Genomic DNA, 18,756 nt, shown 5'->3' with positions numbered 1-18,756 from the left:
GGGGCAGGGCCCAGGAGTTTGCCATGCTCTTACAACGCATTTTCGCCTCGGTGCTGCTCCTGGTCTGCCTGGGCCTGGCACTGATGGCCTGGCCTTACCAGGCCGCTTTTTCCTACGAACCGGTCGGCCCGCGCGCCTTTCCCCTGCTGATGCTCGGGCTGATGGGCCTGGCGCTGCTGTACATGGTGTTTCGCCCGGCGCCGATCAAGCACAGCGAAGACGAACCGCCGCTGGACCGTGAAACCCTGACCAAGATCAGCATCTGCGTGGTCCTGCTGCTGATCTTCGCCGGTCTGTTCGAACCCCTGGGTTTCATTCTCAGCAGCATCCTGATCGGCATTCCGATGGCGCGCCTGTACGGCGGCCGCTGGGTGCCCAGCGCCGTGGTCACCACGCTGATGGCCATCGGTCTGTACGTGCTCTTCGACCGGGTGATGGACGTGCCACTGCCCCTGGGCCTGCTCGACGTTCTGGAGAACTGATATGGATACGCTTGGCTATTTGGGCCAGGGTTTCGGCGTCGCGCTGAGCCCCTACAACCTGGTCACCGCCCTGACCGGCACCCTGATCGGCACCGTGGTCGGCCTGCTCCCGGGCCTGGGCCCGATCAACGGCGTGGCGCTGCTGATCCCGATCGCCTTCGCCCTCGGCCTGCCACCGGAGTCGGCGCTGATCCTGCTGGCGGCGGTGTACCTGGGTTGCGAATACGGCGGCCGGATCAGTTCGATCCTGCTGAACATCCCGGGCGAAGCCTCCACCGTGATGACCACCCTCGACGGCTACCCGATGGCGCGCCAGGGCCTGGCCGGGGTGGCCTTGTCGCTGTCGGCCTGGAGCTCGTTCATCGGCGCCTTCATCGCCACCTGCGGCATGGTGATGTTCGCCCCGCTGCTGGCGAAATGGGCAATCGCCTTCGGCCCGGCGGAGTACTTCGTGCTGATGGTGTTCGCCATTGTCTGCCTCGGCGGCATGGCGGGTGACCGACCGATCAAGACCTTTATCGCGGCGCTGATCGGGCTGTTCCTGTCGTCGGTCGGCATCGACGCCAACAGCGGCGTGTACCGCTTCACCGGCGACAACATCCACCTCACCGACGGCATCCAGTTCGTGGTGCTGGTACTGGGCCTGTTCTCCATCAGCGAGATCCTGTTGCTGCTGGAAAAAACCCACCGAGGCCAGGAAGCGGTGAAAGCCACCGGGCGCATGATGTTCAACTTCAAGGAAGCGGCGTCGGTGTTCGTGGTGAACATCCGTTGCGGCCTGCTGGGCTTCATCATGGGCGTCTTGCCGGGTGCCGGCGCGACCCTGGCCAGCGCCGTGGCCTACATGACCGAAAAACGCATCGCCGGCGCCAGCGGCAAGTTCGGCCAGGGCGACAAGCGCGGCCTGGCGGCTCCGGAAACCGCGATCGGCGCCTCGGCCTGCGGCGCCCTGGTGCCGATGCTGACCCTCGGCGTCCCGGGCTCGGGCACCACCGCGGTGATGATCGGCGCCCTGTCGCTGTACAACATCACCCCGGGCCCGCTGCTGTTCCAGCAGCAACCGGACATCGTCTGGGGCCTGATCGCCTCGCTGTTCATCGCCAACATCATGCTGGTGATCCTCAACATCCCGATGATCCGCGTCTTCACCCGCATCCTCGCCGTGCCGAACTGGGCCCTGGTGCCGGTGATCGCAATCATCACCGGGATCGGCGTCTACGCGGTGCACGCCACCACCTTCGACCTGTTCCTGATGGTCGGCATCGGCATCTTCGGCTACATCCTGCGCAAGCTGGATTTTCCGCTGTCGCCAGTGTTGCTGGGCTTTATCCTCGGCGGACTGATGGAACAGAACCTGCGTCGCGCGCTGTCGATCTCCAACGGCGCGATGGAAATCCTCTGGTCCAGCCCGATCACCGTCGGCGTCTGGGTGCTGACCGTGATCATGCTGCTGATGCCGATGATCCGCATCTGGCGCAAGCGCTCGGCCCTGCAACGCGCCGTGGCCGATGTCTGAGGTCAGCTTCAAACAGTGGTGGGGGACGCCCCTGGTCGGTCTGGTCGGCGGTTACCTCGCCAGCCAGATCGGCTGGCCGCTGCCGTGGATGGTCGGCTCGTTGCTGGCGATCATCCTGGTGCGCTGCCTGACGCCCTGGCAACTGGGGGAAATTCCCGGCGGCCGCAAATGCGGGCAATGGGTGGTAGGGATCGGCATCGGCCTGCACTTCACCCCGGTGGTGATGGAGCAGGTCATGAGCCATTTCGGCCTGATCTTCTTCGGTGCCCTGGTCACCAGCCTGTCCAGCGTGGTCGGGGTCTGGCTGCTGCGGCGCACCGGTGAGGACCGGGCCACCGCGTTCTTCTCCAGCATGCCGGGCGGCTCCGGCGAGATGGTCAACCTCGGCGCGCGCAACGGCGCGGTGCTCAGCCGTGTGGCGGCCGGGCAGAGCCTGCGGGTGCTGGTGGTGGTCTTGTGTGTACCGGCGGCCTTCAAGTACCTGTTGGGTGAAGGCGTGCCCCAATTGCATCCGGCCAGCGTCGATTGGCGCTGGCTGGCGGTATTGTTTCCGGCGGGCGCCCTGCTCGCCTGGCTCTGGCAGCGTCTGCGCCAGCCCAACCCCTGGCTGTTCGGGCCGCTGCTGGTCAGCGCCGCGGTCAGTATCGGCTGGGACCTGCACATCGGCCTGCCGGACGGCGGCAGCCAGATCGGCCAGTGGCTGATCGGCAGCGGCCTGGGCTGTCACTTCAATCGCCAGTTCTTCCGTCGCGCGCCCTCGTTCATGGGCCGCACCCTGGTCGGCACCGCGCTGACCATGCTGATCGCCAGCCTCGCGGCCGTGGCCCTGAGCGCCCTGACTCATCTGGATTTGCGTTCGCTGACATTGGGCATGATGCCCGGCGGCATCGCGGAAATGAGCCTGACGGCCGAGACCCTGCAACTGTCGGTGCCGCTGGTGACGGCGATGCAGGTGATGCGCTTGCTGTTCGTGCTGTTTCTGGCCGAGCCGCTGTTCCGGCATTGGGACAAGAAACCGGACTGAAGCCGGTCCCCCGTAGCCGCTGCCGCAGGCTGCGATCGACCCCGAAAGGGGCGCAATATACAGAATCGCCGAGGTCCTTCGGACCTATCGCAGCCTGCGGCAGCGGCTACAGGGTTTGGCGTTGTTTCTGTAGGAGCGGGGCTTACCCGCGATGACGGCCTTCAACCCTCCATCAAACCGGCGGCAAGCGCCATTCGATCGGCGTCTCGCCATTCTGCTCGAGGTATTTGTTGGTCCGGCTGAAATGCCCGCAACCGATAAAGCCGCGGTACGCCGACAGGGGCGACGGGTGTACCGAGGTCAGCACCAGATGCTTGGTGGCATCGATCAGCTTCTGCTTGCTCTGGGCATGGGAACCCCACAGCAGGAACACCAGGTGGGGCTGGTGCTGGCTCACCACTTCGATGATCCGGTCGGTGAAATGCTGCCAGCCCCTGCCCGCGTGGGAAGCGGCGTTGGCCCGCTGTACGGTCATGGTGGTGTTGAGCATCAGCACACCCTGGTCGGCCCAGCTCTGCAGGTAGCCGTGGTTGGGCATGTCGATGTTCAGGTCGCGCTTGAGCTCTTTATAGATGTTCACCAGGGACGGCGGCGCCGGTACGCCGGGCTGTACCGAGAAGCACAGGCCGTGGGCCTGGCCCGGGCCGTGATAAGGGTCCTGGCCGAGGATCACCACCTTGACCTTGTCCAGCGGCGTGGAATTCAGCGCGTTGAAGATCAACGGGCCCGGCGGATAGATCTCCTTGCCGGCGGCATGTTCCTGACGCAGGAACTCGCGTAACTCCGCCATGTAAGGCTGGTCGAATTCGGCACGCAGCGCCTGCTTCCAGCTGGGTTCGAGTTTGATACGGTCGTCATCGGTCATGGTTGCACCCGGTAAAATCAATGGGCGCACCCTAGGAAAGCCCACCACGCTTGTCAATTGATCTGACGCAGAACCGCCACTTTCGCCTATAGCGATCATACTGAACGCTCAAATTCCCGATCGAGGTCACGATGAATCTGCACTTCGAAGAACTCACCGGCACCGATGGCGCACGCATCGCAATTGCCAGCCTGGATGCCGAACAATCCCTCAACGCCTTGTCCCTGCCGATGATCCATCTGTTGAGCGACCGCCTGGAAGCCTGGGCCAAGGACCCGCAGGTGGTCTGTGTGCTGTTGCGCGGCAACGGCGCCAAGGCCTTTTGCGCCGGCGGCGAAGTGCGCAGCCTGGTCCAGGCCTGCCTGGCCCACCCCGGCGAAGTACCGCCGCTGGCCGGGCAGTTCTTCGCCGCGGAATACCGCCTCGACTACCGCCTGCACACCTACCCGAAACCGCTGATCTGCTGGGGCCACGGCTATGTGCTCGGTGGCGGCCTGGGCCTGCTGCAAGGCGCCAGCATTCGTATCGTCACACCGAGCAGCCGCCTGGCGATGCCGGAAATCAGCATCGGCCTGTACCCGGATGTCGGCGCCAGCTGGTTCCTCTCGCGCCTGCCGGGCAAGCTCGGGCTGTTCCTCGGCCTGACCGGCGCGCATATGAACGGTCGCGACGCCATCGACCTGGGCCTGGCCGACCGCTTCCTGCGGGACGACCAGCAGGAAGCGTTGATCGACGGGCTGCTGCAACTCAACTGGCAGGAGCAGACGCCGATGCAGCTCAACAGCCTGCTCAAGGCCCTGCAACAGGAAGCCATGGCGCAGATGCCCGCGGCCCAGTGGCTGCCACGGCGCCAGCAGATCGACGAGTGGCTGGACGTCAGCGACGTACGCTGTGCCTGGCGCGCCATCAGCCAGTTGCACAATCACTCGGATGCCCTGCTCGCGCGGGCGGCGAAAACCCTCGGCGAGGGCTGCCCGCTGACCGCCTGCCTGGTCTGGGAACAGATCCAGCGGGCCCGGCACCTGTCCCTGGCCCAGGTGTTCCAGATGGAATACACCCTGAGCCTGAACTGCTGCCGGCATCCTGAATTCAGCGAAGGGGTGCGGGCGCGCTTGATCGACAAGGACCACAAGCCCCGCTGGCACTGGCCGGACATCAACAGCGTTCCCGCCGCCGTGGTGCAGGCGCATTTCCACAAGGCCTGGGAAGGCCGTCACCCCTTGGCGGATCTGTCGGACTTCTAAAAAAGCCCGCCATGAAAAAAGCGGCGCACCAGGCGCCGCTTGTTCGTTGTGGGCAGATCAGCGGTTGTGATGACGGTCACGACGGTGATCGTCGCGGCCGCGATCGCTCCAGTCTCGACCGCCACGCCGGCCGTCATGGTCGCGGCGGCCGTCATGACGCCGATAGTCGTTGTTCCAGCCCTGGCGGTGGCCATCCCAGCCACGGTTCGGGTAGGCGCGATAAACCGCCCGCGGCGCCGACTGATAGTAACGCGGAGCCGATTGGTAATACCGCGGCTGGTAGTACCGGGGCGCTGGCTGATAGTAGCGAGGCGCAGGTTGGTAATAACGCGGCGCGTAATAGCCGCGGCCGGAAGAATAATAGGAGCCGCCGTAGTAGACCGGCGCCGGCGTCGTATAGACCTCAGAGCGGTAGTAAGTGGAACCTCCGTCGTAGTCGTAATAGGGAACGCAGGCAGAAAGAGCCAAACCCAGGAACGCAGTGAGAAGAATTCGACGATACATGGCGGCCTCCTGGACCGCTGATGGGCCATGCCAGCGACGCTGGCCGGCGGCAGCCAAGGATGTTCTGGCTGACGGAATATCTGACCGCGAAAACCGGGTCTGGTGCGATTTTGGTTACACCTTGATACAAGTCGTCAGGCGAGGATTTTGGATCCGAGAAGGCCCGGTTTTCGCTGGCTGCGGGCCATTGCTGGCGAGCTATCAAATCACGCCGCTACTCGTCGACGCAGCCACTAGAATGCTTGCATCGGGTCACTGCCAGGGAATCGCCCATGCCGCTTAGTTCCCCGCTGTATTCGCAGCGCTGGTTGATCATCACGCTCATCGTGCTGCTGGGTGGCGGTTTTATGGCCACGTCCTTGCTCAGCTATTACGCCTCGCGAACCTCGATCCGCGACAACATCGTCAACACCGAGCTGCCGCTGACTTCCGACACCGTGTATTCGGAGATCCAGAAAGATCTGGTACGACCGATCCTGATTTCTTCGATGATGTCCCGCGATACCTTCATGCGCGACTGGGTGATGAGTGGCGAACGCGATCCCGAGCAGATGACCCGCTACCTCAACGAAGTCATGACCCACTACGGCGCCTACACCGCGTTCTTCGTCTCCAACAGCACCCTGACCTACTACCACGCCAAGGGCGTGCTGAAAAAAATCGCCCCTGATACCCCTCCCGACGCCTGGTATTTCCGCGTCCGCGACATGGCCACCCCGTATGAAATCAACGTCGATCCGGACCAGGCCAACCAGAACAACCTGACGTTTTTCATCAACTACAAGGTCTACGACTACCAGGACAATTTCATCGGCGTCGCTGGTGTCGGCCTCAAGGTGGATACGGTGGTCAAGCTGATCGACCGCTACCAACAGCGTTATCAGCGCAGTGTGTATTTCGTCGATACCCAGAGCCGGATCGTCCTCACCGGGGCCGAAGGCGGTCCGCAGGGCGCGCGGGCCGGCCAATCGCTGTCCGAACTGGAAAACCTGCGCGACCTGCAGGCCAGGCTGCCCAAGCCTCACAGCGGCAGCTACGAGTACAGCGCCCCAGACCAGCGGCACTTCCTCAATGTGCGTTTCATTCCCGAGCTGAATTGGTACCTGTTCGTCGACAAGCACGAGGGCAGCGCCCTGGGCGATATCCGCCGCTCGCTGTACCTCAACCTGCTGATCTGCCTGGTCATCACCCTGATCGTGCTGGCCCTGCTCAACGGCGTGGTCAGGCGCTTCCAGCGCAAGATCGAAACCCAGGCCACCCTCGACAGCCTCACCGGCCTGCACAACCGCCGCGGCTTCGACCTGCTGGCCGCCCAGGCCATGCTCGAAGCCCAGCGCGAGCCCAAGCCGCTGACCGCCCTGCTGCTGGATCTGGATCACTTCAAACGCCTCAACGACACCTACGGCCACCTCGCCGGCGACCAGGTGCTGAGCGGCTTCGCCCGGCACCTGGAAAGCTGCCTGCGCAAATCCGATATCGTTTGCCGTTGGGGCGGCGAAGAGTTCATCGTGCTGCTCAAGGACACCGACAGCGCCACGGCGCTGAAGATTGCCGAGAAAATCCGCCTGCTGATCGAGCAACAGCGCTACGCCTATGAGGGCAAGAACATGCAGCTGACTGTCAGTATCGGCGTGACCACGCTGCAGGCGGACGATACCCTGCACAGCCTGCTGTCGCGCGCCGACCATGCGATGTACCGTGCCAAGCAGACTGGCCGTAACCGAACCTGCGTGGAAATGCCTCACTCCCGTTATGAATGAACCGACCCTGAACAGCCCCAGCCTCTGCCCGGCCTGCGGCGCCCGCAACGACTGCAGCCAGGCCGACCCGCGTACCGCCGACCAGGCCTGCTGGTGCTACAGCGTGAGCATCGACCCGGCAGTGCTCCAGGCACTGCCGCCGGAGCTGCGCGATCGCGCCTGCCTGTGTCCGCGCTGCGCCCGGGTCGAGGCGCAACTGCAAGCGACCGCCAGGCCGATCCCGTAAGATGCGCAGCCCTTTGCCAGCCTGCCGATAGCCATGCGCGTTGACCGCTTCCTCAGTAACCTGCCCCGCTTCAATCGTCAGCAGGTGCGCCTGTTGCTGGTGGCAAAGCGCATCCGCATCGACGGCCAGGTGGTCAGCGATCCCCACGCCGAGGTGCGCGAATTCAGCCGGGTCGAGCTCGACGACGAAGTGCTGCAGGCCGGCAAGCCGCCGCGCTATTTCATGCTGCACAAACCCATGGGCTGCGTCAGCGCCACCCGCGATCCCGAACACCGCACCGTGCTCGACCTGCTGGACGAACCGGACAAGCACGAGCTGCACATCGCCGGGCGCCTGGACTACAACACCACCGGTTTATTGATCCTCACCAACGACGGCAACTGGTCGCGACGCCTGACCCAGCCGCAGACCAAACTGCCGAAGCGCTATTACGTCGAGACCGAACAGGACATAGGCCCGGAGTACGCCGAGACCTTCGCCCGGGGCCTGTACTTCGCCTTCGAGGACCTCACCACCCTGCCCGCCGAGCTGCAGATCCTGGGCCCCCGGTGCGCGCGGCTGAGCATCGTCGAAGGCCGCTACCACCAGGTCAAACGCATGTTCGGCCATTTCGACAACAAGGTCTTGCGCCTGCACCGCGAACGCATGGGACCGCTGGCCCTCGACGAAAACCTGGCGCCCGGCGAGTACCGGCCGCTGACCGATGAAGAAATCCGCCTGATCTGAGCACCTACAATTTCTGTAGCCGCTGTAAGCCATCGACGATGCGATGACCATTCAGCCGAAAGTTGTCGAACAATTTACCAACGGCACTTGCGAGACGGCGTTCTCCCTGCTTGAATCAGTCCGTCGGCCGAAATGTGACCGATTAGTCACGAACATACTTCTAAGAAATCCTTTGCCGTCCGAGCCGCCTGTGCTCATTCCTGTTGTCCGGCAAATTGCCCGCCTATAACAACACCCGTCGACCATCTGTTGCGGATCGACATGGGCTCAAAAATTCCAGGCGTATGCCTACCTGTCACAAATCTCGTGCACCCTCGGTTGCGCGCATACCCGCTTGCCAGGAGTCTTATGACATGAGGCCAGAAATCGCTGTGCTGGATATACAAGGTCAGTATCGGGTTTACACGGAGTTCTATCGCGCAGATGCCGCAGAAAAGACCATCATTCTGGTCAACGGCTCAATGGCCACCACTGCGTCTTTTGCGCAGACCGTGAAGAACCTGCATCCGCAGTTCAACGTTGTGCTCTACGACCAGCCCTACGCCGGTCGTTCGAAAGCCCACAACAGACACGAGAAAATGCTCACCAAGGAAGTCGAAGGACAGATCCTCCTGGAACTGATCGACCACTTCGCCGCCGAGCATGTGATGTCGTTTTCCTGGGGTGGCGCGCCGACGCTGCTCGCCCTGGCACAGCGCCCGCGACGCATCGAAAAGGCGGTGATCAGCTCGTTCTCGCCAGTGATCAACGAGCCGATGCGCGACTACCTCGAACGCGGTGTCGATTACCTCGGCAGCCTGGACCGCGACCGGGTCGGGCACCTGGTCAACGAGACCATCGGCAAGCACCTGCCGTCGCTGTTCAAGCGCTTCAACTATCGCCACGTCAGCACCCTGGCCGAGCATGAATACGGGCAGATGCACTTCCACATCAGCCATGTCCTCAACAGCGACCGCCAGTGCTACCTGAAAGCGGCGAAGAACATCGACGTACCGGTGCTGTTCATGAACGGCGAATGGGACGAATACACCGCCGCCAATGACGCCCGGCTGTTCGGCAACCATGTCCGGCACTCGACCTTCAGCACCATCCAGGCCGCCGGGCACTTCCTCGACATGGAACACAAGGCCGCCTGCCGGGACAGCCGCAACGCGCTGATGGGGTTTCTCAAACCGACCCAGCACACCAGTCGTCCGCGTTATCACTACCTGCAGGACCACCATGCCCTGGCTATCTGAAGTGGCGTCATCGCGAGCAACTCGTCCCCTGCCGCAGGAGCGAGCTTGCTCGCGATAGACCGCAAGACGGTCTTCGCCCCGTCACCGCGATGACGGCGTAGAAGCGTGCCCGTGCACGTCTCCCGCCGCCTCGCAGACACAGGCCCGGCAAAGAAAAACTTCAAATCCGCGCGCACTTCTGGTACAAAGTCAGCCGCTCCGAGCGGGTGTCGTATAATGGCATTACTCCAGCTTCCCAAGCTGATAACGAGGGTTCGATTCCCTTCACCCGCTCCACTATTTTCAAGGCCTCCAGCGGTATCGATGTAGCGTCAGGCGAGACTGGTGACAGTTTTGGTGACAGTTACTCAATATGCGTGGAAGCGCCGGTCAGCATCCCCTCCCTTAGCAATACCCCCGTTTTCAGTTGACCCATGGGAAAAAGGTAATTTTGGTAATGTCCTTTTTCACCACTCTGAAAGCTCAACAAAATCAAGCACTTATAGCCATTCTTCAAAGGTAATAATTGAGTAATAGATAGGTTAGAAAATTACCTATTCATTCAGTAATACCACGCCCTAACAAAACCCAATGAAATCAGGAACTTGGTGAAATATTACCTCCAGCCTTACCGAATATTACCTCTCAAGGTAATAAGTGGAAGCCGCGTCCGGTAAGGGTTCCATCCCATTCCTTGGTCTTCCTTACCAAAATTACCCTTTCGCCTAATCACTTCTAAATTTTCGAGGGCGCCCAGCGTGTGAAAGCTTGATCGTTAACCTTTTGCACCACTGACCTATCCTACGAAGAACGCAGAATGTAAATTATGCTGTTATTCGCTATGGATAACGGCAGGTACAAAAAGATTATGGAAATTTGGAACAGCGACTCGCTGGAGGGTTTCTCCAGCAAATTCGGTATCATTTTGGGTGAGGGCGAAGACCTTCCAAAACAAATAAATGAACTCGAAATAATAAGGGATGATAACTTCGGCATCCATATGATTACGCGATCACACGCGAATGATCGTCCCGAAAGAAAGCAAATCCCTCTCGGCCTCGTTTATCGCTTAGACAATAGCGTCGCTATATCCGGCTATGTGGGATCTGGAACAATACGAAGCTATTCTCAAACAAATGTTAGCATAAAATCCCTTAGCCCAAACCAAGACACAGCCACTACAGCAACATATAACATCGCAGAAATTGAGTATGCAAACTCCGACTCCGAAGCAATCTACACAATTGATCAAATTGCCAACCTACCAGATCACTATATTTGGTGCGATCGTTCTGAAAGTAAAAAATCAGGCGAGCATGAAATTACTTTCCCGGGACAGCCTGAGATAAACATAAAAACCTATCTACCAAGCAACACCAGCTTTACCACAGCATGTGCTAGATTTAATTTCGACGAACACGCCGTTATTATTTGTTCAGTTAAAGACTCATTCATACCTCTTTCAAACCGACCCGGATACATTTATTACAGTGGACATCCAGACAAAGCAACAAGAGAAAAAATCCGGACAAGTCTATCTTTCGCATTCGGATTACCTTTAGTTTATTTCGGTTCCAAATTCTTCACAGAACAAGGAGGGGTTATAGGTTTCGAGGCGGTGACCCCTTCAACCATCGGCGGTAGAGCATGGGATATAGTGTCGCAGCCATTCTCCCCCATCACGTCCAACGGTACGAATTTATTAAATAGTCCCCTCCTTCAAAAGATGGCCACGGGATTTTACAAAAACTACGAGCTTCTTGACCTGCAGAAATTCATTTTCCGACTATGGCATGCAGAGGTTTCGCCACCCTACATGAAAGCTGCTTATTACGGTGCAATGATAGAAACAATTCAAAAACGAGAAATTGAAAGAAGCAACTCAAAGATCAGTCACACCATCGTCGAAAAAGCCCAATATAGGCGCTCAATTAAAGTACTGACGAAGTACCTTCAGAAGCAAGGTATCCCTACTGAAGCGAAGGATCTTTTTCTTAAAAAAATACAAAATGGCAATATGGCACCCCAACGAACTTTAGCCGAGCGTTTCTATAGTTCACTTGGGCTTACGCTTGGAGTTCTTGAAAATGGTGCATGGGATAAGCGCAACAATGCGGCGCACGGAAATGAAGAGTTATCTGTAATCGAAAGTATTCGCTCCACAAAAATACTTAGAATCATACTCGGCAGGATTGTTATTAAACTAACTGAGGGGAGCGAAAAATACATTGACTACTATACATTTGGTCACCCTGTGAGGGATCTGCGCGAACCAATCGTAGAAAGTGACTGACAACAGAATGGGAGGAATATTCGCCAGGGATTTCGCGAGGTTCCATGGAAATGATGTGCAATCGGTGTGAAATCCAAACCCTTGTATAACGAGGGTTTCCAACCTTTAGGCTTAAGGACGAGTCTTTCAAATAGTAGGGTACCACTTAGTAAAAAATTCAGATTTTCGTGCTTTTTTTCAGTTCGCGCTTAGCAAAGCTGGGCATGTGGCTGATATGGCTATTGACTCCTGCTTTCTGCCGCTTTTGAAACGAAGCTGCAAATCCTTGCAAAAGGCTTCACAGATTGAAATTACCCCCTTGCACTCTCCCCCTTGGCGGGCGTGCTTGCCTAAACGGTTCGCATCACTGATGCGATTGCAAAAAACGACGAGATGAAGCCCGCTGGCGGGAGGGGGATAAGTGATTTCTCAGCAGATTTTTTCTCTCTGCAAGAAGTTTTGCTGGGCTGATGCTGCGCATAAAAAAAGCCCTCACCAGCCAAGGCCGTGGGGGCTTGTTTCAAGCGATCTGCCGCTGGGCTTAGGCCGCTTCCATCTTCTCTACGGAAAGCGTAATCCGACGCCCTAGCTCTTGTAGAGCACGCTCAACGTTCTCGATTTTGGAGTGATGGAGAAAGTCGACCAGGCGATCCACCTGAGGTCGATTAACCTCCAAGCGGCGGGCCAACTCGGCTTTGCTCACTCCCGATTCCAGGAGCGTATTCCACAACGCGACTTTCGACGCGGTGAGAGCTGGTAGACGCAACACGACTTCGCCCGTAGCCCCCCCACCAGTTGGGATAGCCCGACGATCATCGACATAAATTGACAAAGCTGTCTCGATTGAATCCAGTGCGCTGTCCAGCGCTTCCTCCAGAGTTTCGCCGGCGGCGTGCATCTCTGGAATCTCTACACATGACAACCAAACGCTGCCCGGCTCTTTGTGAACCTCTAACGTATACTCAAACATAAACGTGACCCCTCCGCGGCTTCCGCGACTACCTCGACTTCCTCGACTTCCTCGACTTCCTGCCTTCCTGCCTTCCTGCCTTCCTGCCTTCCTGCCTTCCTGCCTTCCTCGGCTTCCTCGGCTTCCTCGGCTTCCTGCCTTCCTTCCTGAATTGCTGATTTCCTGAATTGCTGACGAGGGGTAAAGCTTGGCCTCAATCCTTGAGGCCCAGCTGTTTGATTATCGACTTTCTCAACCCTTCGCCCATTTCCTTGGCGCCATGGTCGGGAAATACGGTTGACTTACCATCTAGAGAAACTTTGAAGTGGCTACCCTTGCCGGCCTGAAACTCTACGCCTTGGGCCTTCAACCAACGCCGAAACTCACTGTACTTCATCTGTATCCCTCGCCGTTTCGGTGAAGCCATTGTGCATCACTTATGATGCACGTGCAACACTTATGTTGCGCGTCGTTGGAATTCAATCGTAACAAGTTCCGTACAGTCCCCCCGCCATCGTTTTGACATAATTGCCGCAACAGGCGCGGCTCTAGTCCGCGCCTTTCGTCGTTTTGCAGGAGTGGGTTGGTGTCAGAAAGGATTAAAGGCTTGTGCGGGAAAATCATGTTCGACGTGGATGCTGTCTACTGCATTTCGTTGAAAGAGCGCTCAGACCGGCGAGAGCTGTTCCGGGACTCGGTACAAAGCCTTATCCGAAACCCGGTGGTGTTCCATGTCGTGGAGCGGAACGCGGACCCTGTCCGAGGCTGCTATGAGTCGCACCAGGACTTGGCACGGATTGCGCTCGAGCGCGGACTTGACCGGGTATTGATCTTCGAAGACGACGTTGCACCGTATGAGCTGAAAGCGACCCCCATCCGCTGGATCAATAAATTCATCCGTACTCGGCAATTTGAAGCGCTGCACTTGGGGTACAGCATGGGCAGGACCTGGTTAACCTGGTTCCCCTTTATCGCCCGGGGTCGCGTCGTTGCGCTGCACGCCTATATCCTGTCTCGTGAGGGTTGTCAGATCCTGGCGAACACCCCGTACAACGGCACGCCTGTTGACGTGATTTTCAAGAAGCGCATAAAGCAGCACTGCGCCTTCCCGATGCTGTTCCGCCAGCAGCCGGCCACCCTGGCCGGTAGCGACATTGAGACCGAAGTGAAAAACGAGGATGAATGGTGGCAGCGCAATTGGGACAAGCACCGGATCTCGCCAATTAAAAACCTCTGGCGGACGATGCTCAGGCTCAACTTTTAAAGGGTGATTGGCTTCATCTTTCCGCCCAGCAGGTTGGCCTTGGCTGCCGCTGCAGTGAATGCAGCGGCGTTGCCCGGCGGCGGTGTCGGCCCATGGGTGTGAGTCGCCAGATGGTTGTTCATGTCGGCCACCAGGTCGAGCAGATCGCATATCACCTGCAGCGCATTAACCCCTTCTGACCCTATCCAGGTTCTTGGCGCCTGCAGGTGCTGGTTGACGGCCGCCACACTCCGGCGCAGCCCCTGGATTCTCTCCTGCATGTCACCGCCGACGGTGGCGTTATGTTTCTGCCCCACCACCAGATTCAGGTCGCGGCCGGTGGCCTGGTGCAGGTCATCCACGGCCGCCAGGCTTGCGGACCCGCCTGAAAGCAGCTTGAGCGCGCCTAGGGCCTCGATCTTCTTCACTCCACCCACTGACTCGGTCGAATGGTCGTCGATCGTCTGGGTGTGGCTCTGGAACTGCTCGCGGTTGTCCAGGGCCTCCACCTCGCGCTCGATCGCCTTGTCCTGGATCTTGCCATCGGTTTGGCGCAACCAGTTGCCATCGGCATCGACGCGCTGCTGGCAGGCCTCGCTGTGCTGCCAGACCTGATTGCCTTTCGGAACCCGGGGCAAGCTCAGGCCATGCGGCAGAACCTGAGTGATGAAAGGTTTCCCAAGCTGATAACGAGGGTTCGATTCCCTTCACCCGCTCCACTTCCCCATTCCGGGACGTCTCGACCCAAGGCGGACGAACCTGGAAACGCTGCTACTACCGGGCGGACACGCAAAACCCCATCTCCCCCAATCGACCAAGACTTCCAGCCCACGCCAGCGTGATGGTTCTGTTGGGCCTGCCGCGTCAGATATTACTGAAACATCTCAATGAACATCCTTGTCGCAGCCATGGTTTGCCCGATTGTATTGGCAGCCACTGAAGGGTTACGCCGCGGCGGGGCAGCCATTGCCTGCGTTGGAAGCGCTGCGGGAGCCGGGAAAAACACGCTCTGGCCGCCGTGTCATACAAGGCCGTTTTTAAGAACCTTCTTATGTTCTCAGTGCAGAAACGGCGGGGAGAATTGCGCATTCGAACTCGCCGCACACTCACGAATCGTTGACGACTCGTGGAGTCGGCGCAGTCGAGGCACTCCTGCCAACCCTTCACGCCCATCGATTCTGTACGAATGAAATCCATCAATATCGCAGTCTGATGATTCGATAATTCGTGTGGAGCGGCGTCCAGCGGAGCCCTACTCCATGACACTGAAGCCGACTCGCCTCTCTCTCGCCATCCTGGCGGTGTTGTTCCCGTCACTCTCCATGACCGCGGCAGCGGCCACCTATCCCAGCATCGACCTGTCCTCGCCCAATGGCGAATCCATGCTGCTCGATCCCGGCGATACGGTGGTCAATCGGCAAGTCGCTCCAGCCATCCTTATCAGTGGGGCCGGCAACGCTCTCGCGGGCGATCGCGTCAGCATCGAATCCGGGATCGCCGATACGGGAGTCGGGGCCACGGGTATTACCCTGAGATCGGGCGGGACACTGGACCTGTCCAATAGCACGATCAACACCCAGGGCTACCGCAATGCCCAAGGCGTAGTGGTGCAGGACGCCGGCAGCAAAGCCGTCCTGAATGGCAACACGATCACCACCGAAGGACAGGAATCCCACGGCGTATACGCCCGCGAGGGCGGCCAGGCCGAAGTCACCGGGGGGACGATCAGCGCCCGGGGCTATGGCGCCCATGGCCTGAATAGTGCGGGAGCAGGTTCGACAATTACCGCTCAAGGCTTGGAAATTACCGCCTGGGGAGCGGAAGCCGCCGCGGTCAATGCCGAGGACGGTGGGAGTATCGTCCTGGACAAGGCCAGGCTGAATGCCAACGACACTGCCACGCAATGGGGCAGCAGAGGCATCATGATCAACCGTGGCTCGGTCACTGCGACCCATACCGATATCCGCACGCTCCGCGGAAGGGGTATCGAGACATCCGGGGGAACGCTTTCGCTCTCCCAAAGCACCATCGACGCCTATAGTTCCGGTGTTCACCTGGGCAGCGCTTCGGGGGCCAGCATCACCCAATCCACAGCCAAGTTGACCGATGTGAAGATTCATTCCGAGGCGGGCTATGGCCTCAACGCACAAAGTGAGAGTCGCGCCACCCTGGAACGCGTACAGATCGACAGCAACGGTTCCCAGGTTTCAGGCATCTGGCTGCCGAGCAAGGCGGTCGTATCCGTCAAGGACTCGACCATCGAGATGACCGGCGCCAATGGCGTGGGTGTCGACAACCGCGCGGGTACTTTCACCATGGACGGCGGTTCGATCACCACCCACGGGACCAGCGGCCACGGTCTCTACTCATCCGAAGCCTGGACCGGCAGTGGCGGCCGCGCGACCAGTACGCTCCGTAACGTTGCCATCGAGACCTTTGGTCAGGCGGCCATCGGTGTGGTGTCGCGTACCGCTGTGTCCGATATCGCGTTCGAAGGCGGTTCGGTGACCACCCATGGGAAGACCGCCTACGGCATGCTGGTCAATGGCGGTCGCCTGCAGGCCACGGGGACGACAGTACGCACCACGGGAGATTTCGCCACCGGCTTGAGGATGGGCAACAGCGGCGCAACGGTCACGCTAGACGGCGTTGACATGCGCACCAGCGGTACGGGCGCTGCCGGCTTAATGGCCTACTCGATGAAGGCTGGAGTCGACAATGAAGTCACCATCCGCAACAGCCATATCGAAACCGAGGATGGGCATGGCATCACCGTCGAAGGTTCCGGCCTGACAGCGAACCTGGTCGATAGTATGGTCATCGGCAAATCGCGAAATGGCGGCAATGGCACCCTCCTGCAACAGGATGAATGGACCGGCAGCGACAACGCCAAGCTGAACATCGCCGCGCGTAACGTGCAGCTCAATGCACTGCGCAGCCGCCTCGAAGGCGATGTAGCGATCGATAGCGGATCGGCGAGCCTGAGCTTGCAGGACCATTCCATGCTGACCGGCGCACTGCTCGATCGGAACGGGCGGACCGTGGACAAACTGAGCATCGACGACAGCAGTGTCTGGCGCGTGCGCGGCAACTCGGCAGTAGCGGACCTGGACACGACGGGCAGCGTTTCCTTCGACACCCCTGGAAGCGATTTCAAGACGCTGGACATCAGCGGCAATCTCAAGGGTGGCGGCCTGTTCGAAATGCGCACCGACATCGGCTCCGGCCAGGGTGATCTGCTGCGTGTCGCAGGCACCGTCGAGGGCAATCACCGCGTACTGGTGGCCAACAGCGGGACCGAACCTGCGACGGCCAATGGCGCCCTGAAGCTTATCCAGACCGAAGGCGGTCCAGGCTCCTTCTCGTTGGCCAACAGGGGCCAGGTCGTGGACGTCGGGACCTACCGTTATGAGCTCAAGCGCGATGACAGCGCAGGCGGCCGACCTACGGACTGGAGGCTGTTGAATACCGGACGAAACGCCCCGGTCGAGCCTCCTGCGATAATCCCCCCTCCAGTAACTCCGCCTCCCGTGGAGCCCCCGCCTGTGCTGCCGCCACCGGTTCCGCCTCTCCCCGTCGATCCGCCACCGGTCACTCCCCCTGGCCCTGACAAGCCGCGGCCGGAACATTTGTCGACGGCTGCCAACGCGGCGATCAACACCTCGGCCGCCAGCACCGCGCAGGCGATCTGGCATGCGGAGTCAGGCACGCTGGCCAGGCGCATGGGCGAGCTGCGTCAGGGCAAGGATCAAGACGGGCTCTGGATACGCAGCTTTGGCGAGCGTCAGAAGCTCGATAACCATGGAGCGCGAGCATTCGAGCAGACCGTCAGCGGGATGCAAATCGGCGCCGACAAATCCCTGCCGGTCGAGGATGGCCGTTGGTACATCGGCGGCATCGCCGGCTACAGCTCCGCCGACCGCCACTTCTCGGGCGATGGCTCGGGCAGTGCCAACAGCTATCACCTGGGCGCTTATACCACCTGGTTGGCGGATTCCGGTTGGTACGTCGATGGCGTGCTCAAGGCCAACCGTATACAGCAGGACTTCAAGGTGGAGGCCACCGATGGCCAAAGGGTGAAAGGCAAAACGTCCCAGAACGCCATCGGCGCCACCCTCGAAGCGGGGCGCCAGCTGCAATTGGGCGAGGGCTGGTTCGTGGAGCCGCAGGCTGGCATGGCGGTCGTCCACGTCAACGGCGATAACTATCGAGCCAGCAACGGGCTCGACGTTTCGGCGGGAGCCGGCAATTCACTGCAATTACGGGCAGGCTCCGCGCTGGGTCGCCGCATCGAACTGGCCAACGCAGATTTTATCCAACCCTATGTCAAGGTAGGCCGTGCGCAGGAGTTCAACGGCAAAAGTACGGTGCGCACCAACGGCATCGCCACCCGCACCGACCTGTCCGGTGGCCGTACCGAGCTGGGCCTGGGCATCGCTGCCGCGCTGGGTGCCAGCCACCGCGTCTATGCCGACTATGAATACGCCAACGGCTCGAAGCTGGATAAACCCTGGTCGGTCAGCGCCGGCTACCGGTATACGTGGTGACAGCTCTCTTTGAGTCGACGCACTCATTGCCCGGCAAGTACACACGTCCATTCGGTATTTGAAACCGCCCTGGCGTTCGGGCAAAAGGTCGAGGCCCTGCTCGCCCGTTCGCCGCGGTGAGACTTTAGTCGTACAGGTCGCCCACAGGCACGCGCGGACGAGTACGGCTACGCCCAGGTCG

Annotated in this window: 15 protein-coding genes, 1 tRNA gene and 1 pseudogene; 12 read left to right on the top strand and 5 right to left on the bottom strand. The window is 59.8% G+C overall.

Annotation, left to right across the window (positions count from 1 at the left end; genetic code table 11):
• The first annotated feature begins 23 nt into the window (after positions 1-23).
• The 3 genes from PVZ78_RS29905 to PVZ78_RS29895 are packed head-to-tail and all read left to right on the top strand — an operon-like array spanning position 24 to position 3,022.
• A complete protein-coding gene (locus tag PVZ78_RS29905; protein ID WP_016702126.1) occupies positions 24-482 on the top strand; it encodes a tripartite tricarboxylate transporter TctB family protein in 459 nt (152 codons plus the stop codon).
• Position 483: 1 nt separating this feature from the next.
• Complete coding sequence (locus PVZ78_RS29900) at positions 484-1,998, top strand: tripartite tricarboxylate transporter permease (RefSeq protein ID WP_007930213.1); 1,515 nt, start codon at positions 484-486, stop codon at positions 1,996-1,998.
• Positions 1,991-3,022, top strand: coding sequence for an AbrB family transcriptional regulator (locus tag PVZ78_RS29895; protein WP_009047479.1), 1,032 nt, complete (start codon positions 1,991-1,993; stop codon positions 3,020-3,022). Before PVZ78_RS29900 ends, PVZ78_RS29895 begins: the two co-directional genes overlap by 8 nt.
• A 172-nt stretch (positions 3,023-3,194) precedes the next feature.
• Here PVZ78_RS29895 and ung read toward each other — a convergent pair whose 3' ends face one another.
• The gene (gene ung / locus PVZ78_RS29890) at positions 3,195-3,887 is read right to left on the bottom strand and encodes a uracil-DNA glycosylase (protein ID WP_009047478.1); all 693 of its coding nucleotides are present in this window, start codon (positions 3,885-3,887) and stop codon (positions 3,195-3,197) included.
• A 131-nt stretch (positions 3,888-4,018) separates the two neighbouring features.
• Between ung and PVZ78_RS29885 the strand changes: the two genes are divergently transcribed.
• Positions 4,019-5,131: an enoyl-CoA hydratase/isomerase family protein gene (locus tag PVZ78_RS29885; RefSeq protein WP_038630829.1), complete on the top strand. Its 1,113-nt coding sequence runs from the start codon at positions 4,019-4,021 to the stop codon at positions 5,129-5,131.
• Between the two features lie 57 nt (positions 5,132-5,188).
• Here PVZ78_RS29885 and PVZ78_RS29880 read toward each other — a convergent pair whose 3' ends face one another.
• Positions 5,189-5,635, bottom strand: a complete 447-nt coding sequence (locus tag PVZ78_RS29880) for a hypothetical protein (protein WP_009047476.1) — start codon at positions 5,633-5,635, stop codon at positions 5,189-5,191.
• Between the two features lie 272 nt (positions 5,636-5,907).
• Between PVZ78_RS29880 and PVZ78_RS29875 the strand changes: the two genes are divergently transcribed.
• The 6 genes from PVZ78_RS29875 (at position 5,908) to PVZ78_RS29850 (ending at position 11,857) form a co-directional block, all read left to right on the top strand.
• The gene (locus PVZ78_RS29875; RefSeq protein WP_273829674.1) at positions 5,908-7,395 is read left to right on the top strand and encodes a sensor domain-containing diguanylate cyclase; all 1,488 of its coding nucleotides are present in this window, start codon (positions 5,908-5,910) and stop codon (positions 7,393-7,395) included.
• Between the two features lie 7 nt (positions 7,396-7,402).
• On the top strand, positions 7,403-7,621 hold the full coding sequence (locus tag PVZ78_RS29870) for a cysteine-rich CWC family protein (RefSeq protein ID WP_273829684.1): 219 nt from the start codon (positions 7,403-7,405) through the stop codon (positions 7,619-7,621).
• A 33-nt stretch (positions 7,622-7,654) separates the two neighbouring features.
• Positions 7,655-8,347, top strand: coding sequence for a pseudouridine synthase (locus tag PVZ78_RS29865; RefSeq protein WP_009047473.1), 693 nt, complete (start codon positions 7,655-7,657; stop codon positions 8,345-8,347).
• A 353-nt stretch (positions 8,348-8,700) separates the two neighbouring features.
• The gene (locus PVZ78_RS29860) at positions 8,701-9,585 is read left to right on the top strand and encodes an alpha/beta fold hydrolase (protein WP_009047472.1); all 885 of its coding nucleotides are present in this window, start codon (positions 8,701-8,703) and stop codon (positions 9,583-9,585) included.
• A 202-nt stretch (positions 9,586-9,787) separates the two neighbouring features.
• Positions 9,788-9,861, top strand: a tRNA-Gly gene (locus PVZ78_RS29855).
• Between the two features lie 529 nt (positions 9,862-10,390).
• Entirely contained in the window at positions 10,391-11,857 is a 1,467-nt protein-coding gene (locus tag PVZ78_RS29850) for a hypothetical protein (RefSeq protein WP_124339698.1), read from the top strand.
• Positions 11,858-12,377: 520 nt separating this feature from the next.
• Here PVZ78_RS29850 and PVZ78_RS29845 read toward each other — a convergent pair.
• Both PVZ78_RS29845 and PVZ78_RS29840 read right to left on the bottom strand, forming a co-directional pair.
• Positions 12,378-12,806, bottom strand: coding sequence for a type II toxin-antitoxin system HicB family antitoxin (locus tag PVZ78_RS29845; RefSeq protein WP_124339697.1), 429 nt, complete (start codon positions 12,804-12,806; stop codon positions 12,378-12,380).
• A gap of 193 nt (positions 12,807-12,999) precedes the next feature.
• Positions 13,000-13,182, bottom strand: a complete 183-nt coding sequence (locus PVZ78_RS29840) for a type II toxin-antitoxin system HicA family toxin (RefSeq protein ID WP_124339696.1) — start codon at positions 13,180-13,182, stop codon at positions 13,000-13,002.
• Positions 13,183-13,407: 225 nt separating this feature from the next.
• On the opposite strand from PVZ78_RS29840, the gene PVZ78_RS29835 reads away from it, so the two are divergent.
• A complete protein-coding gene (locus PVZ78_RS29835; protein WP_124339695.1) occupies positions 13,408-14,049 on the top strand; it encodes a hypothetical protein in 642 nt (213 codons plus the stop codon).
• Here the strand turns inward: PVZ78_RS29835 and PVZ78_RS29830 are convergent.
• Positions 14,046-14,705: pseudogene (locus tag PVZ78_RS29830) on the bottom strand (hypothetical protein); the annotation flags it as partial. The gene PVZ78_RS29835 and the pseudogene PVZ78_RS29830 overlap by 4 nt on opposite strands.
• A 582-nt stretch (positions 14,706-15,287) precedes the next feature.
• Here PVZ78_RS29830 and PVZ78_RS29825 point away from each other — a divergent pair.
• Positions 15,288-18,575: an autotransporter outer membrane beta-barrel domain-containing protein gene (locus PVZ78_RS29825; protein WP_029526100.1), complete on the top strand. Its 3,288-nt coding sequence runs from the start codon at positions 15,288-15,290 to the stop codon at positions 18,573-18,575.
• Positions 18,576-18,756: the final 181 nt, after the last annotated feature.

Origin of the sequence: Pseudomonas sp. SBT1-2 (assembly GCF_028640875.1) — a bacterium.
Taxonomy (GTDB): Bacteria; Pseudomonadota; Gammaproteobacteria; order Pseudomonadales; family Pseudomonadaceae; genus Aquipseudomonas; species Aquipseudomonas chlororaphis_I.
The sequence above is the reverse complement of the archived record's forward strand: the minus strand, read 5'-3'. Positions and strand labels throughout refer to the sequence as shown.